Source organism: Klebsiella sp. SYXHC3, assembly GCF_057196925.1.
The window spans coordinates 431,509-448,415 of sequence record NZ_JBXUNG010000001.1; the positions used below are offsets into that span (position 1 = coordinate 431,509).

Annotated in this window: 15 protein-coding genes and 1 riboswitch; of the genes, 4 read left to right on the top strand and 11 right to left on the bottom strand. The window is 53.4% G+C overall.

What is annotated here, in order from left to right:
* From mrdA to AC2CGP_RS02150, 4 genes are all read right to left on the bottom strand, one after another.
* Window positions 1–1,920, bottom strand: coding sequence for a penicillin-binding protein 2 (gene mrdA, locus AC2CGP_RS02135; RefSeq protein ID WP_484502240.1), 1,920 nt, complete (start codon window positions 1,918–1,920; stop codon window positions 1–3).
* 186 nt (window positions 1,921–2,106) lie between these two features.
* The gene (locus AC2CGP_RS02140) at window positions 2,107–2,739 is read right to left on the bottom strand and encodes a LysE family translocator (protein ID WP_015366522.1); all 633 of its coding nucleotides are present in this window, start codon (window positions 2,737–2,739) and stop codon (window positions 2,107–2,109) included.
* Window positions 2,740–2,756: 17 nt separating this feature from the next.
* Window positions 2,757–2,836, bottom strand: a riboswitch (ZMP/ZTP riboswitch).
* 9 nt (window positions 2,837–2,845) lie between these two features.
* Window positions 2,846–3,349 (bottom strand): DMT family transporter, encoded by a 504-nt coding sequence (locus AC2CGP_RS02145; protein WP_045366090.1) that lies wholly within the window; start codon window positions 3,347–3,349, stop codon window positions 2,846–2,848.
* 9 nt (window positions 3,350–3,358) lie between these two features.
* Entirely contained in the window at window positions 3,359–3,793 is a 435-nt protein-coding gene (locus tag AC2CGP_RS02150) for a DMT family transporter (RefSeq protein ID WP_015705485.1), read from the bottom strand.
* A 100-nt stretch (window positions 3,794–3,893) separates the two neighbouring features.
* Between AC2CGP_RS02150 and AC2CGP_RS02155 the strand changes: the two genes are divergently transcribed.
* Both AC2CGP_RS02155 and katG read left to right on the top strand, forming a co-directional pair.
* The gene (locus tag AC2CGP_RS02155) at window positions 3,894–4,826 is read left to right on the top strand and encodes a LysR family transcriptional regulator (RefSeq protein WP_015705486.1); all 933 of its coding nucleotides are present in this window, start codon (window positions 3,894–3,896) and stop codon (window positions 4,824–4,826) included.
* Between the two features lie 264 nt (window positions 4,827–5,090).
* Window positions 5,091–7,268: a catalase/peroxidase HPI gene (katG, locus tag AC2CGP_RS02160; protein WP_015366518.1), complete on the top strand. Its 2,178-nt coding sequence runs from the start codon at window positions 5,091–5,093 to the stop codon at window positions 7,266–7,268.
* A 75-nt stretch (window positions 7,269–7,343) separates the two neighbouring features.
* Here katG and zapE read toward each other — a convergent pair whose 3' ends face one another.
* Both zapE and AC2CGP_RS02170 read right to left on the bottom strand, forming a co-directional pair.
* Complete coding sequence (zapE, locus tag AC2CGP_RS02165; protein WP_046883835.1) at window positions 7,344–8,366, bottom strand: cell division protein ZapE; 1,023 nt, start codon at window positions 8,364–8,366, stop codon at window positions 7,344–7,346.
* Complete coding sequence (locus tag AC2CGP_RS02170; RefSeq protein ID WP_015366516.1) at window positions 8,350–8,958, bottom strand: TetR/AcrR family transcriptional regulator; 609 nt, start codon at window positions 8,956–8,958, stop codon at window positions 8,350–8,352. Before AC2CGP_RS02170 ends, zapE begins: the two co-directional genes overlap by 17 nt.
* Window positions 8,959–9,127: 169 nt before the next feature.
* On the opposite strand from AC2CGP_RS02170, the gene AC2CGP_RS02175 reads away from it, so the two are divergent.
* Window positions 9,128–9,997: an arginase family protein gene (locus AC2CGP_RS02175; protein WP_015705488.1), complete on the top strand. Its 870-nt coding sequence runs from the start codon at window positions 9,128–9,130 to the stop codon at window positions 9,995–9,997.
* A gap of 95 nt (window positions 9,998–10,092) precedes the next feature.
* Here AC2CGP_RS02175 and mgtU read toward each other — a convergent pair whose 3' ends face one another.
* The 4 genes from mgtU to AC2CGP_RS02195 all read right to left on the bottom strand — a co-directional run bounded on the left by mgtU (window position 10,093) and on the right by AC2CGP_RS02195 (window position 14,018).
* Window positions 10,093–10,179 (bottom strand): magnesium transporter protection protein MgtU, encoded by an 87-nt coding sequence (gene mgtU / locus AC2CGP_RS02180; RefSeq protein WP_251009860.1) that lies wholly within the window; start codon window positions 10,177–10,179, stop codon window positions 10,093–10,095.
* 10 nt (window positions 10,180–10,189) lie between these two features.
* Window positions 10,190–10,282, bottom strand: a complete 93-nt coding sequence (gene mgtR, locus AC2CGP_RS02185) for a protein MgtR (RefSeq protein WP_020078726.1) — start codon at window positions 10,280–10,282, stop codon at window positions 10,190–10,192.
* Window positions 10,283–10,302: 20 nt separating this feature from the next.
* Window positions 10,303–13,035 carry a magnesium-translocating P-type ATPase gene (mgtA, locus tag AC2CGP_RS02190; protein WP_484502241.1) on the bottom strand — a complete coding sequence of 911 codons (2,733 nt, stop codon included), beginning with the start codon at window positions 13,033–13,035 and terminating at the stop codon, window positions 10,303–10,305.
* A gap of 494 nt (window positions 13,036–13,529) precedes the next feature.
* Window positions 13,530–14,018 carry an anti-virulence regulator CigR family protein gene (locus AC2CGP_RS02195; protein ID WP_045414051.1) on the bottom strand — a complete coding sequence of 163 codons (489 nt, stop codon included), beginning with the start codon at window positions 14,016–14,018 and terminating at the stop codon, window positions 13,530–13,532.
* 272 nt (window positions 14,019–14,290) lie between these two features.
* Here AC2CGP_RS02195 and AC2CGP_RS02200 point away from each other — a divergent pair, with 272 nt between their 5' ends.
* Window positions 14,291–15,697 (top strand): MFS transporter, encoded by a 1,407-nt coding sequence (locus tag AC2CGP_RS02200; protein WP_325910700.1) that lies wholly within the window; start codon window positions 14,291–14,293, stop codon window positions 15,695–15,697.
* Here the strand turns inward: AC2CGP_RS02200 and AC2CGP_RS02205 are convergent.
* Window positions 15,694–16,884 (bottom strand): MFS transporter, encoded by a 1,191-nt coding sequence (locus tag AC2CGP_RS02205; RefSeq protein WP_484502242.1) that lies wholly within the window; start codon window positions 16,882–16,884, stop codon window positions 15,694–15,696. The genes AC2CGP_RS02200 and AC2CGP_RS02205 overlap by 4 nt on opposite strands.
* Window positions 16,885–16,907 lie beyond the last annotated feature (23 nt).

A 16,907-nucleotide genomic window follows, 5' to 3' on the forward strand; every position in this document is an offset into this window, starting at 1 on the left:
TTACTGCGCATCGGCGCTTTCGACCTGCGGAACGTTACTTTGCGCGCTATCCGCAGCCGGCGCATTCGCCGGGTCGAAGATATGGTCGAGAATCGCTCGCGCCGTCGGGCCGGCGACAACGCCATCGCCGCCGCCATTTTCGAGAATGAGCGCCATCGCCACTTTCGGATGCTGATACGGCGCAAACAGGGTATAAAAAATGTGGTCGCGCAGACGTACCGGGATCATTTTGGCATTGTAGGTCTGGTTCTCCTTCAGGCTAAACACCTGCGAGGTGCCGGACTTCGCCGCAATCTGGTACGGCGCGGTATGAAACAGCTTATATCCCGTACCGTTCGGCAGGTTCGCCATGCCATACATACCATTGCGAACAACCCCCCAGTATGGCGATTTCGGATCGCCGACCTGCGGTAAATTGGCTGGCTGCTGGTACCGTACGACCTTATTCCCCTGCTTCATTGAGTACAAAAGATGGGGGTTTTGTACTTTGCCGTTGTTGATTAAAGTGGTCAGCGCTTTCACCATCTGGATTGGCGTCGCGATCCAGTACCCCTGGCCGATACCGACGGAAATCGTATCGCCCTGATACCACGGTTTTTTATGTACCCGCTGTTTCCATTCGCGGCTCGGCAAAACCCCGGCGTATTCTTCATTGAGATCGATGCCGGTCGATTGTCCGTAACCAAACTTGCTCAACCACTCGTGTATACGGTCGATGCCCATCTCAAAAGCGACCTGGTAGAAGAAGGTATCCGCCGACTCTTCAATCGCTTTGGTCACATTCAACATACCATGTCCCGTTTTTAACCAGTCGCGATAGCGGCGCTGAGTACCGGGTAGCGTCCAGGTCGGCGCGCCGAAGAAGGTGGTATTTGGCGTAATCACCCCGGCGGAAAGGGCTGAGAGCGCCATATACGGCTTGACCGTGGAAGCCGGGGGATACAAGCCCTGAGTGACGCGGTTAATCAGCGGGCGATCCTGGTTATCGAGCAGCGATTTGTAAGCCTGGTAGCCAATCCCCTTAACGAAGGGGTTGGGGTCATAGCTGGGGCTGGAGACCATTGCCAGTACGCCGCCGTCGCGCGGGTCGACGGCCACGACCGCGGCGCGCTGGCCCTTCAGGACCGACTCGATGTACTGCTGCAAATGCAGGTCTAGCGTCAGATAGATATTTTTGCCGGCGACCGGCGGGACTTCTTTCAACAGGCGAACGACGCGACCGTGGTTGTCTACCTCGACTTCCTGATAACCGGTGGTGCCATGCAGCTCTTTCTCGTAATAGCCTTCAATCCCCTGTTTACCGATATTGCGATCGGCCGCGTAGTTTTCTGCTTCGCCGTTTTTCGCCAGCCGTTGTAAATCGTTATCGTTAATTTTCGAAACGTAACCGACAACGTGCGCCAGTTCCGCGCCATAGGGATAACTTCGCTGCTGGTAGCTCTCGACGGTGACGCCGGGAAAACGGAATTCGTTGACCGCGAATCGCGCCACTTCCACATCGGTAAGATCGGATTTCAGCGTCACTTCTTTATAGCGGCTATTGTGGTGCATATCGTCGCGGAAACTGGCGATATCATCCGCCGTCAGGTCGACAATCGGGCTTAACGCCTGCAGCAGCGCCGACATATCGGCAATCTTGCTGGGGATCACCTGCAGGCGATACAGGGTGATATTTTGTACCAGCGGAATACCGTTGCGGTCGAAAATCAGCCCCCGGCTTGGCGCGATCGGCAACATTTTAATGTCGTTTTGATTGGAGCGGGTCTGATAAAAGTCGTGCTGCTCTACCTGGAGATGGTAGAGATTGAAAATCAACACCCCAAAGCAGACCACCACCAACAGGAAAGCAATAACGGCGCGGCGGATAAACAGCATCTCTTCTGCCGAGTGGTCGCGGATCTCATCTCTCAATAGGGTCATTGGCGGCAATTTACCTGCGTCACTGGAAAGCACAAAAACTAAAGGCGGGGAAGAATAGCTTTATTGACGCATTAGCCCTACTGAAAGGTTGCTAATGAACTGGCAGAAATGTATCAGTATGTTAGAACGTGAGTTGCCTTTCTCAACGAGAGAAAGGCATAAGAACGCGTTGTCAGGCGGTAACGATTATTTTCTGGCCTCAAAAGCGATCTTTACCGCCATTCCGGCAAGTACCGTCGCCATCAGCCAACGCTGAAAGTGTTGCCAGCCCGGTCGCCGCCCAAGAAACAGCGCCACCTGCCCGGCCAGCATAATAATAAGCCCGTTAACCGCCACGCTTATTAGCGCCTGGGTACAGCCTAGTATTAGGGACTGACTCAGCACGCTACCGAGTCCGGGGGTGATAAACTGCGGCAGCAAAGACAAATACAAGATAGCCACTTTAGGATTCGCCAGGCTGGTAAGAAAGCCCATCAGAAACAGCTTACGCCCGCTATCAGCCGGTAAGTCGCGCACCGCGAAAATCGGCCGCCCACCGGGTTTAATCGCCTGCCACGCTAAATAGAGTAAATAAGCCACTCCGCAAATTCGCAACGCATCGTAGGCATAGGGTACGGCGAAAACCAGCGCGGTTATGCCAAAAGCCGCACACAGCATATAAAAGAAAAACCCCACCGCAACGCCAGCAAGGGATATAAAGCCGGCGCGTTTTCCCTGGCAAATCGACCGTGAAGTGAGGTACATCATGTTGGGGCCAGGCGTTAACACCAACCCCAACGCCACCGCGGCAAAAGCCGATAATGAAGCTAATTCAGGCATAACTTATCTCCAGATAGGGGTAATGCCCAGGCGCGCGGCGTACTTGACCATGCTCCCCAACAGTATTCTGTCTTTAGCGCCAGTCACATGGTGTCTAAGTATTAGCTTATTCCCGTTCGGTCGACAACCATTTCGCCTTTCCCGGCCGTTTAGGAGGTGCAACTGCTCCTGATACGCCAGAGGCGTATATAAAGTACAGTGCTAACGCCAAACACAGCACCGCTGCCAGGCGTTGTGGCGAAAAGGCAATAGCGCTATTTCCCAACCACCCGAAATTATCAATCAGCAAGCTCATCGCGAGTTGACCAAATATTACCGCCACCGTCGCCGTTGCCGTGCCGATTCGCTGTACTGCCAGCACCATGATGACAATATAGGGTACCCCGCAGAACGCCCCAAGCAGTTGCCACTTTGGCACATCCAGCAGCGTCATCGACTGCTGCGGAGCAAAGAAAACGATGAATAAACCGGTCACCAACGCGCCAATGGAAAAGGTCAAAAAGGCGCTACGCAATATTCCGACTTGCGCGCCAAGACGGCCATTCACCGCAGCCTGTACGCTTAGCAATGCACCGCCAATCAGCGACAAAATAATCATCAGCATATTCATATCAGCACCTCAATCAACGGCAATCAGCACTAATGCCGCCACAATGAACAACAGAGCAATAACTCGGCGGCGATCTATTTTTCGCCGCGGGCTACCAAACCAGCCAAAATGATCGATTAACAGACTCTTACATACTTGACCGGCGAGAACACCGGTAATCGTCATTGCGATACCGATCGTCGGAGTAACAATCGTTAATATCAGCACATAACCTGGCCCCAATAGACCACCGGTTAATTGCCAACCGGGGAGCGAAAAAAAAGAGGGACTTTGTCGCGGGCTAAAAAAAAGCATCAGTAAAAACGTTAATGCCGCGCCAATGGCGAAAATACTCATTGTTGCCCATAAATCACCGACCTGACCCGCCAGCGGCCCCAATAGACCTGCCTCTACGGACAGCCCCATTCCGCCGGCAATCACTAAAAAAATCAGCACACGCTGCATGTTAAATACTCTTCAGTTGTTAAGAGCGGAAGAGAATAGAACGGCGCGCTAATGCAAAAAATAGTATAGTTTTGCAAACACCTTTGCAGGATTTGCATTAATGGCCGACGTAGGTAACATCAATCTCCGCGCCCTCCAGCTGTTTATCGCCGTGTATGACAGCCATAGTTTTTCCGTTGTCGCGCGCCGTGAAGGCGTGTCCCCTTCTCTTATCTCACGGGTCATCCAGCAACTTGAGGATGCGCTAGGCCAGCAGCTGTTCTACCGCAATACCCGTGCGGTCGTTCCAACGGAGGCCGGAAACCTGTTTGCTGACTATGCCCGCGGGATGACCGAGCAATTCGCTCACGCGCAACGCGAATTACAGGATCGCGCCCAACAACCTGGCGGACTCGTGCGCATCAACGCCCCGGTCTACTTTGGCCAACGGCATATCGCGCCATGGTTAGCGGGACTGGCCGATCGTTATCCCGAGCTGGAGTACGAATTAATCCTGACCGATGACTTTGTCGATCCTCATCGCCAGGCGACTGATATCATTTTTCGTATCAGCGCCCTGCCTGACGCCAGCTATCACGCAAAGGTTTTTGGCGCCCAGCGCTATTACCTCGCCGCAGCGCCTGGTTACCTTTCCCGTTTCGGCGCGCCGCAATCGCCTTCTGAGCTTAATCAACACCGCACGCTGGTGTATCGCGGTTCACAGGGCGCTAACCGTTGGCTTTTTCGCCAGAGGGAAGAAGAGTGGACCCATTACCCGCAAACACCGCGGCTAATCTCAAACAACGCCGATGCCCTTCTCACTTCAGCGATTGGCGGAATGGGCATTGTTTTGTTTCCGGACTGGATGGTGAGCGACGCGCTGGCGCAGGGAACATTAGTAGCGCTGATGAATGACTACAGCGTTGGCATTAACCATTTGCCCTCTTACATTGCCGCGATTTATCCGCATGCTCGTCATCCGTCGCTCAATGTACGCACCGTTATTGATTATTTTACCGACGTTTTCGGCACGCCGCTTTACTGGCAACGCTAATCCTTTCATCGCAGTAAAATTGTCATATCTCAAACAATTAGCGATCCGTTGCGGGTAACGCATCATAACGTTTCCTTTACCGCTGCGTTACGACTATGTTTAAAGGTGTGGTTTTGAATTTCGCCGAGTAAACACACTAACACACTGGTTTTAATTATGTTTGTTGAACGGTAAAAGCTATTAAATCCGTAGACTCATTCAAATATCGCTTATTGGTAGCAGTGTATATCGTAATGGCATTCACAAAAGCAAACGGAGCCTGATATGAGCACGTCAAATGATCCCACTAACAACCCATCCGCAGGGAAATGCCCTTTCCACGCCGGGACGCCGAAGCAAAGCGCCGGCAGCGGTACCGCCAACCGTGACTGGTGGCCCAACCAACTTCGTGTTGACCTGCTGAATCAGCACTCCAATCGTTCTAACCCATTGGGTGAAAACTTCAACTATCGGGAAGAGTTCAAAAAGCTCGACTACTCCGCATTGAAAGCCGACCTTCGCGCGCTGCTGACCGACTCTCAGGAGTGGTGGCCTGCCGATTGGGGCAGCTACATTGGCCTGTTTATTCGTATGGCGTGGCACGGCGCGGGGACTTACCGTACCGTCGATGGCCGCGGCGGCGCCGGTCGCGGGCAGCAGCGCTTCGCCCCGCTTAACTCCTGGCCGGATAACGTCAGCCTTGATAAAGCCCGTCGTCTGCTGTGGCCGGTGAAACAAAAATATGGTCAGAAAATCTCCTGGGCAGACCTGTATATGCTGGCGGGTAACGTGGCATTAGAAAACGCCGGCTTCCGTACCTTCGGTTTCGGCGCAGGGCGTGAAGACGTGTGGGAACCGGACCTCGATGTTGACTGGGGCGATGAAAAAGAGTGGCTGAAACATCGCCACCCGGAAAGCCTGGAAAAACAGGCGCTGGGCGCCACAGAAATGGGTCTCATCTATGTCAACCCGGAAGGCCCTAACGCCAGCGGCGATCCGCTTTCCGCCGCGGCAGCCATTCGTGCGACCTTCGGCAATATGGCGATGGACGATGAAGAAATCGTCGCGCTGATCGCCGGCGGCCATACGCTGGGTAAAACGCACGGCGCCGCACCGGCAAGCCACGTTGGCCCGGAACCGGAAGCCGCCCCGCTGGAATCTCAGGGTCTTGGCTGGAGCAGTACTTACGGCAGCGGTGTAGGCGCGGACGCCATCACCTCGGGTCTGGAAGTCGTATGGACGCAAACCCCGACCCAATGGAGCAACTACTTCTTCGAGAACCTGTTCAAATACGAATGGGTACAGACGCGCAGCCCGGCGGGCGCTATTCAGTTTGAAGCGAAAGATGCGCCGGAGATTATTCCCGACCCGTTTGATCCGAATAAAAAACGCAAGCCGACCATGCTGGTAACGGACCTGACGCTGCGCTTCGACCCGGAATTCGGCAAAATCTCGCGCCGTTTCCTGAACGATCCGCAGGCCTTTAACGAAGCCTTCGCCCGCGCCTGGTTTAAACTGATTCACCGCGATATGGGGCCAAAATCCCGTTATCTCGGTCCGGAAGTGCCAAAAGAAGATCTGATTTGGCAGGATCCATTACCGGCTCCGACGCATAACCCGACCGCCTCCGACATCGCTACGCTGAAAACGGCCATTGCGGATTCAGGCCTGTCGGTCAGCGAACTGGTCTCCGTTGCCTGGGCTTCCGCCTCAACCTTCCGCGGCGGTGATAAGCGCGGCGGCGCTAACGGCGCGCGTCTGGCCCTGCTGCCACAGAGAGAATGGCCGGTCAACGCCATTGCCAGCAAAGTGCTGCCAACGCTACAGGCCATCCAGAAAGCATCGGGTAAAGCGTCGCTGGCGGATATCATTGTTCTGGCAGGCGTCGTGGGGGTTGAGCAGGCCGCAGCGGCTGCCGGCGTTCAAGTAAACGTGCCGTTTGCGCCGGGTCGCGTTGATGCGCGCCAGGATCAGACCGATGTTGAAGCAATGGATCTGCTACAGCCGCTGGCCGACGGTTTCCGTAATTACCGTCGCATCGAAGGCGGCGTGTCAACGGAAACCCTGCTTATCGATAAAGCGCAGCAGCTAACCCTGACGGCGCCGGAAATGACGGCACTGGTCGGCGGCCTGCGCGTGCTGGGCGCTAACTTCGATGGCAGCCAACATGGCGTCTTCACCGATCGCGTCGGCGTCCTCAGCACTGACTTCTTCGTCAACCTGCTGGATATGGGCACCGTATGGAAAGCCGCGGATGAACAGGCTGAGCTGTTTACCGGTCACGACCGTAAGAGCGGCGAAGAGAAATATACCGCCACTCGCGTCGATCTGGTGTTCGGTTCTAACTCGGTCCTGCGCGCGCTGGCCGAAGTCTATGCCTGTGCCGATGCGCAACAGAAATTCGTTACTGATTTCGTTGCCGCATGGACCAAGGTAATGAATCTGGATCGTTTCGATCTGTAATTCCCCTGCCCGCCGGTGAATAACCGGCGGCAGGTTACTCTGTTAAAGCGCCGCTCATTATCGAGTGGCGCTTTTTTATGCTTCCCGAGCGAGCTGCTGTAACCGACTGTAGGTGCGTTGAATATCATCCAGCTCCACATCCGCCACCAGTGTTTCCAGCCCGCAATCGGTAATTAAAATTAAGCGGCACTGTTTTTCATACAAAATATCCACCACGTTGATAAAGCGCTGCTGTGCCGCAGGGCTAACTCGCGCCAACGGTGGAACCTTCTCGACGAGCCAGTTCTGGTGTTGCTCACATAGCGTCAGGTAATCCATAACCGAGGTAGGCGCAAGGCAGAGCTGGTCGAAAGTGAAATGCAGAAAAGCACCTTGCCGAGATGCCGTCTGCAGGGTGCGATAACCTACTTGCAGAGCCTGCGCCTGCAGGGCAATATCCGGCAAACCGAGCGTCGCGCGAGTACTGGGGGTTGGCTGCACCAACAGTTTTCCCTGGCAGAAATCATTCTCCAGCGAGGCATGTCGCTCGCGGTAATCCTGTTCGCCGTTGAGCGCCGTTACCGTCATATGATGTTTAATGAGGTTAATGGAAGGCAAAAAACGTTCGTGATAGAGCGGATTCGCCAGCAAACGGTCGGGGGGATAATTGGAGGTCGCTAATAAGACGATATTTCGCGCGAACAAATGCTCCAGTAGCACCTTTATCAACATCGCATCAGCCGGGTCATGAAGATGAAACTCATCAAAACAGAGCAGACGACAGTTGTCGGTCATGTGCGCGACGACCTCTTGCAACCGCGGCGCCGAAGGGGCGTTCAGCCGCTGATGGAGCTCGCGGAAAAAGTGATGAAAATGCACCCGCCGCTTTTCACGCAGCGGCAAGCTGGAAAAGAAGCTATCGAGAATAAAGCTCTTCCCGCGCCCGGTTCGCCCCCAGACGTACAATCCTTGTATTGCCGTTTGCTGCCGGAATAACTGCTGGCTCAGCATTTGCAAGTTGGCGACCAACGCGAGCTGGTCGGCATCAAGGGTGAGATTTTCTTTTGCCGCCCGTTGAGCCATCACGGCGCTAAAACAGAAATCAGCGTACTGTTGCATGGGATTCACTAGCGCTATTTTTATTGAGAATGGTCGCCATGACGTTGTCAAAATGCGGCAGATCCTTAGCCACGGTAAATGCGGGATTCATCGCTTTACGGCCAATCAGACCATCGATGAATGCAAAGATGGTGAGCGTTGCTTCTTCGACGTTAACGTGTGGGCTGAGCTCGCCAGCGGCAATTCCTTGAGCAATAATCTGTGCCATTCCGTCGCGCATGATCCTGTCGCTATTGACGAAAATCTGCCGCAGCGCCGGCTTTCTTGCCGATTCCGCAATAATTTCCACCCACAGCTGGTGCGAAGAGGGATACCCCACTTCTTCTATACAGGAAACGGCTAAGGCGCAAATCTGCGCAAAATGGGAACCTTCGAAGCGCTCCTGATGCTTAGCTAATGCCGATTTTTGCTCTTCAAGGATAATCGCCTCAATGAGTTCATCTTTGCCTTTAAAGTAGGTGTACATCGCGCCGAGGCTAATACCTGCGCGCAGTGCAATTTCGCGCACGCTGGTTCCATTAAATCCTTTTTCGGCAAAGCACGCCGCCGCGGCGACAATCAGCTTATGGTACGTTTCTGAATTATTTAACATTTCAACTACCTCCGGCGATGGGCAATTCTACCTGCTTCAAGCGCTTTTTGGCTAGCAGCCTAATGTTAGGGTAAATAACCCGTTTTTACTTGCCATCACCGACAGTGCGCCTCATTATTAATGAATGAACGTTCGTTCATTTGTGATGATAAATATGAGGAGAACCATGATGCCAAATACCCAATCCAGTCTGCGTTTGCTTTTTCCGCAATGGCAAGGCGGCAACAATCCGCCCTACTTCTTCGGCTCCCGGATGCTGTCCTGGCTGGCGCCGCCTGCGCAAGGCGTTGTCGAGGAGGTCTGTGTCCCCGAACCAGGACACGCTCAACTGGCAAATGAAGATGGAATTGTCGGCCGCCGGGCGATCGTTGAACAGTTGCTTGATGCACAAGACAAAATCACTCGAAATCAGCCAGAGACCATTGTCACCTTAGGGGGCGATTGCCTGGTCTCCCTGGCTCCTTTCGCCTGGCTTGTGGAAAAATATGGCGATAAATTGGGGGTATTATGGATTGATTCTCACCCGGACGTTATGACGCCAGAGCAGTTCCCACATGCCCATGCCCACGTTCTTGGGGCGTTAATGGGCAATGGCGACGCGGAATTAACCCAGGTGGTCAGAAAGCCATTATCACCAGGCAAAGCGCTCATTGCCGGGATCCATAGCCCGCTCGATGTCGAAAAACAGTTTATTAGTGAACGCGGCATCGCCACCTTAAGCCCATCAGAGCTGCGTCAGAATCCACAGGCGATTGACGAGTGGATAGCGCGTGAACGTATTGAGTACCTGGCCATCCATCTCGATCTTGATGTCCTCGACCCGGCCCTGTTTCGAGCAGTGCTATTTGCTCGTCCGGGGCGCGGCGTACACGATTTTGGCGATGTCGCCGAAGGGAAACTGACGATTGCCGAAGTGGTTAATCTTATCAATCAAGCCGCCGCTCAGGCCAAACCGGTCGGACTCACCGTCGCCGAACACCTGCCCTGGGATACCTTAAACCTGAAGAATATGCTCGAAGCTCTACCATTATTGAGTTAATCGACGTGTTCCCCGTGGTGGAAAGTACCATTTGCCATGTTGCAGGAATACCGCAGGGACTTTAGGCCCGAAGCGATAACGCCCCGGGCCTTAAACTACCTAATCCAGACGGTGAGTAAGACTATCACCACCATCATCAACACGGCCTGGAGAAAGATTGGGTCTAACGACGTTTTGCGCATAGTCCCCCCGCTATTCAAAGATTTGCCGTATCGCCAGCGCCAGGACCAGCAAACCGGCCAGTAAAAACATCCAGGCGATGAGATCCTCCGGTGAACGATTCATCGTCATCCTCCTTTTTGTCATCAGAACCACTGGCCAAAGCGCTTGATATAGAAACGTTTCATACCCTGCGCCACCAGGCAGTAGCTCAGCAACGTGGCAACGAGCCACGGGAAATAACTCAGCGGCAGCGGCTCAAGCCCCACCATGGCGCCAAGCGGCGAGAACGGGATATAGATGCCGATGGCCATAATGGCGGCGGTGGTGAGCAAAACCGGCAGCGTCGCGCGGCTCTGGATGAACGGAATTTTCTGCGTTCTCAACATATGTACCACCAACGTCTGCGACAGCAGCCCTTCGATAAACCAGCCGGACTGGAACAAGGCCTGCGCTTCCACATGATTGGCGGCGAAGACGTACCACATCAGAGCAAAGGTGGTGATATCGAATATCGACGACGTGGGGCCAATCCACAGCATAAAGCGGCCAATGTTCTTCGCATCCCACTTGCGCGGCTTACGCAAAAACTCCTTATCCATTTTGTCCCACGGCAGCGACAGCTGTGAGATGTCGTACATCAGATTCTGAATCAACAGATGAATCGCCAGCATCGGCAGGAACGGGATAAAGGCGCTGGCGACCAGCACCGAAAACACGTTGCCGAAGTTGGAGCTGGCGGTCATGTTCAGATACTTAATAATGTTGCCAAAGGTCTCGCGTCCTTTAATAACCCCCTCTTCCAGCACCATCAGGTCTTTTTCCAGCAGAATAATATCCGAGGACTCCTTCGCGATATCCGCCGCGCTATCGACAGAAATACCCACATCGGCATCGCGCAGCGCCGGGGCGTCGTTAATGCCATCGCCCAGAAAACCAACGGTATGGCCATTTTTCTGTAGCATCTGCAGAATGCGCGACTTCTGCAGCGGCGTCAGTTTGGCGAACACCGCGCGTTTCTCGACCTCCTGCTGAAGCTGGCGGTCAGTCATTGACTCAACCTGTTGGCCGGTGAGTATGTCGTGCGCATCAATGCCCACTTCAAGACAAATCCGCGCCGTTACAACCGGGTTATCACCGGTAAGTACCTTGACCGCAACACCGTTATCACGCAGTGCGGTAATGGCTTTGCCCGCGCTTTCCTTCGGCGGGTCGAGGAACGTCAACATGCCCTCAACGGTGAGCCCCTGTTCATCAGCGGCGGTGAGCGGCACATTTAGCGCGGTATCATCCAGCTTGCGGGTAGCGACCAGCAATACCCGAAAACCCTGAGCGTTATAATCTTCGGTTTTCGTCAGCAATAGTTCCCGGCGCAGCTCGTCCAGTTCAACGATCTTGTCGCCCTCACGAATATGGGTCGCGGCTTCGAGCATCTCTTCAACCGCCCCTTTACAAATCAGGCTTTTATCGCCATAGCGGCTGTCTTCCACCGAGACCGATACGCGGCGGCGTACAAAATCGAACGGCAATTCATCGAGCTTCACGAAACGCTCTTTTTCCGCCGGCGCCAGCCGCCCTTCCCCATAGCGCAACACGGCTCTGTCCATCAGATTACGCGCTCCGCTTTGGCTGCTGCTATTCAGCCACGCCAGCATTAATACTCGATTGCTTTCCGCGCCGCCAACGTCGAGATGATGCTCAAGGATGATATTGTCCTGGGTCAGGGTGCCTGTTTTATCCGTACACAGCACATCCATTGCGCCAAAGTTTTGAATGGCATTGAGACGCTTAACGATCACCTTACGCCGCGACATGGCAATCGCGCCCTTCGCGAGGTTCGAACTGACGATCATGGGTAACATCTCCGGCGTTAAACCGACCGCCACCGCCAGGGCGAAAAGCGAGGCTTCTACCCAATCGCCTTTACTGAAACCGTTAATCAACAACACGATCGGTACCATGATCAGCATGAAGCGGATTAACAACCAGCTCACGCTATTCACCCCGCGATCGAAGGCGGTTTGCGTGCGGGTGCCGACGATCGATTTTGCCAGCGAGCCAAACCAGGTCCGGTCGCCGGTCGCCACCACCACCGCCCGCGCCCTGCCGCTGGTGACGTTCGTCCCCATCAGACAGATATTGCCCATCTCTAACAGACTTTTATTTTTATCCGGCGTCGGTAGACGGTCGCTGCATTTTCCCGACACGCTGGCCATCAGATCATATTTTTCTACCGGTAGTGATTCACCGCTAAGAATGGACTGACTGACAAAGAGGTCCCGTGATTCCAGCAGACGAACATCTGCCGGCACCAGATCGCCTGCGGCAAGGAAAATAATATCGCCCGGCACCAGCTCTTCAATGGGTATTTCCTCCTGGCAGGAGCCAATATTGCCCGGCCCGCGGCGCAGTACCGTTGCGGTGGTACGGACCATGGATTTCAGCGCCTGCGCGGCTTTATTGGTCCTGAACTCCTGCCAGAAGCGTAATAGACCACTCAGGCTCACCATCGTCAGGATAATAATAACGCCGGTGAGGTCTGTCTCTTCACCGTTTCGCAGCGGTAGCCAGTAATCGGTAATAAAACTGACTGCCGCCAGCGCCATCAGTACGTAAATAAACGGGTTATTAAATGCCTGCAGTAATTGAATATAAAACGGCGGCACACTTTCGCGTGCCACTTCGTTGCGACCATAGTCGTCCAGCCGTTCCAGTGCATCGGCGGTCGTTAGTCCCTGCCGACTGCTATTTAAACGTGCCAACGTATGGTCCGGACTATTAAAGGCCTCCGTTTCAATCGCAAAGCTCTTTTTATGCTGCTTATCATTTTCTGACGCAGACCGGTTGGTATTCCGGTTTTCTACTTTCATGTCAGTCATGATTCATCCCCAAATTTAGATGTGGTAATCCCTGCATAAATAAATCATGCATAGTTAGATGTTATTTTTTTACACTCACAAATTGCGCGTAGTAGATATTCCTGCGTAGATTGCTTAACCGCAGTGAGATAGCTTTAATGGCCTGTGTGAGCGTGTGTTACCGCGTAAAAGGCGGAGGGAACAGGGCGTAGAAAAATAATAACATGATGAATTACCTCGCAAAAAAGCGAATTCCAGTTATCAGGAGGCAATCAGGATTGGGAAAGGATTGCTGCCTGCCGGTTGGCAAACAGCGCAGAATAGATAGCGTCAGTTTGCCTTGATGTTTAAATAAGGGTGACTGTCCAACATATCTCTCCTGTATAAAGTTGTGCTTAGTATAGCCCGCCAATAATAGCTGTAAAGTTTAAAACTCTCCCCGGTGAGGATTGGTTTAAGAAAGAGATCAAATGTTATTAGAAAAGCAAAGCCCCGTTTATCACGGGGCCTCTATGTTAATCAAAGACGCTATTAATGATCGCGGTGACCACGGCGGTACTGAGCGCAATCAGTACCAGATCGTTGCCAACGACCCGCCACTCATAGCCAGGATAATAAGGTAATTGGTTGAGCATCGAGGCAGGCACCGTTTTTTTGGCAATGCCCGGAGGTAATGGTTTTCCACGCGCGAGATTTTTCGCAATCCCCGGAGGCAGCGCTTTATAGCCGGTCAAGCCGTAGTTTACTGCCAGCGCGCGAGCGGTGGTATAGCTGATATCCCTATCGACGTGATCCGGTTTGCCGTAATTCTTACGCTGTCCCTTGCCAGCGGCGTTATCGCTATGGCCATGATTACCTTTATTGCCATGATAGATGTTTTTACCGCTATTGCCATGTTCACCATTGCCATTACCGTTCCCGGGATTAGCAAGCGCCGGTGCCGCGGCCATCGTTACCGACATCACCATTGCCAACGCCGTTTTTATTGCCTGACGCTTTAACATATTCTTTTCCCTGGTAGACATAGATACACACTGCAAATGTAGGTGATTTTCACCGAAGTCACCATTTCTCTTAGTCTGATTGATCGCTGCTGGTCGTTTACTTCAATTCTGCCGTCTGTGCTGACAAAAAAGCAGCATATTTATCATCTATCAGCGTATTAAACATGATTTCCGACTGTTAAATCGCCACACCGCTCACAATTAAAAATTTAAAACCATTAACAACCAATTAACATTAGCAGGCAAACATTTCTCCTGAGGAAAATAATAATATGTCTACTACCCAGGTTCTCGGCGACGCCTCCTTTAGCCCGCCAGGACAACATCCCGATAGCTTAACCGCGCGTATCGACGCTCTGCCCTCCTCCCCCGGTCTTTGGTCCTTTATCACCCTACTGGCATTAGGCGGCTTTTTCGAACTCTACGACCTGTTCCAGACCGGTTATATCAGCACCGGCCTGCTCGCCGAGGGTATTTTCCATACCGGGAAAGATGGGGTATTTGGTATTGCCGATCAGGCAGCCTTCGCTTCCTCGACCTTTATGGGGCTGTTTATCGGCGCCAGTCTGCTCGCGCCGCTGGCGGACAGACTTGGACGCCGCCTGACCTTTATGTTCGCGCTGGCGTGGTATGGCATCTTTTCGCTGATTATGGCGCTGCAAAATAGCGCTGAAGGGGTTATTTTCTTTCGTTTCCTGGTGGGGATCGGCCTGGGAATTGAACTGGTGACTATCGATACTTATCTCAGTGAATGGATGCCGACGCATTTACGTAATAAAGCCTTCGCTTACGCCTTCTTTATTCAGTTTCTCTCGGTACCGACGGTGGCGCTGATGTCCTGGCTACTGGTGCCAATGACCATTCTCGGCCTGAGCGGCTGGCGTTGGGTGATTATTCTCGGCGCACTGTGTTCACTGGTCATTTGGGTTATCCGCAAAAAACTGCCGGAATCCGCCCGCTGGCTGGAAAGCAAAGGTCGCCACGATGACGCGCACCGGGTTATGGGTGAAATGGAACAACGCTGCGGTTTATCGCCTTCCCGGCGCCATGCCAGTCCGGCGGTAGCGGTGCCGCAACGCAGCAATTTTAAAGAGATTTGGGCGCCGCAGTACCGTCAACGCACCCTCATGTTAATGGTGATGAATTTTTTCCAGGCTATCGGCTTCTTTGGTTTCGGTAACTGGCTGCCCGCGCTGCTCTCCGGCCAGGGCGCCAGTATTACCCATAGCCTGCTGTACGCCTTCTTTATCACCCTTGCCTACCCGCTTGGCTGCCTGTTCTGTACTCGCTTTGTCCATCGTTTTGAAAACAAATGGCAAATTGTTCTGTCAGCGCTGATGACGGTGATCTTCGGCACACTGTTCTCTTTACAAAATAGTCCGGTACTGCTGGTTATCTGCGGCTTTATGATCACCTGGTCCAATGCCTGGCTCACCATCAGCTATCACGCCTATCAGGCGGAGGTGTTCCCTACACACATCCGCGCCCGGGCGGTGGGCTTCTGTTACTCCTTTAGCCGTCTGTCCACCGCGGTTACCAGCATTATGATTGGCGTGATCCTGCAATATGCCGGAACGCCGGGCGTGATTAGCTTTATCGTCGCCAGTATGCTGATGGTCATGCTGTCGGTAGGCATATTTGGGCCAAGAACCCGGGGTATTCGTCTGGAGAATATTTAAAGCTCACCAACGCCGCCGGTTGCCCGTTCGGCGGCGTTGCGTACGAGTATTTTTTCTTGATAGCGCAGTAAACATGGCAGCAGCAAGGCGCTAGCGCCGCTAAATGCAATCAACCCAGTAGACGCCTGCTGACTCATCTCGCCGTCGGCCAGCCACAGTGAGCAGAGCATAAAAGCGAGTGCCGTACTGAATGACATGACACCGCCTTGCAGAGTGGTAAATCCCGCGCGCCAGTTATCGTCCGGGAAACGAATCGCCACCGCCGAGGAGGCAACCAGCCGGCTATAAGATGCCCCAAGGAAGGTAATCATAAACAACCAACTCGAGCCGTCCAGCCACAGCACCATCAGCAAACTGATGATAAAAACTGCGGTTGCCGCCAGGCTCAGCCGATAGCCGCCAAAGCGTTGACACAGGCTGCCGCTCAACTTTGTCGCCGCGAATCCCGCCATACCGCCGAGAAAGAATAACCACGGTAGCGCCTCGCTGCTTGCCCGCATATTGCCCAGCAGCAAAGGCACCAGGATCGGCAGTAATAGCATCGGGCTAAACTGGGTTAACGCATTGCCGCTGGCAAATAACAGCATCGTTGGCGTGATGCGTATCTTTGTACCAGAGCCAGCGCCGCCGGAAGCCTTCGGCAGACCAACAAAGATCATGATGAGCGCCAGCAGGCAGAGAACGCCAATCAATGCCGGCGCCGTCTGCCAGCCGAAACGTTCGCAGAGAAACAACATGGCAGGCATGCCGATAATACTGACCAGCGAAAAGGCAGAGATGACCGTGGCCAACAATCGCGCGCGATGTTTCTGGTCCGCCGCGTTGATCAGTAAACTGCTGGCCACCCCCATCGTCATTCCGCCGAGGAGCCCGGCCAAAAAACGCAGTATCAGCAACAATATAAAGTGCTGGGTAGCCAGAACCATCAGCGTTAATGCTCCCAGTAAGGCCATATTAACCAGTAGAAACTTACGCGGATTTAGCTTTCCCACCAGGCGCCACGCGCCGATTCCAGAAATGACCGACGCGAGCGTGTAAATACCGCTGACATAACCTGCCCAGCTCACCGGCACCTGAAAAGTTGGCGCCATATAGACAAATAACGGATTAAAAATCATATATTCGAGCGCGTTGGTAAATTGGATAAAAGCGATGATCGCGCCCATTCGCCGTAGATTTATGGTCATTACACTTCCTCTCATCAGGGGGA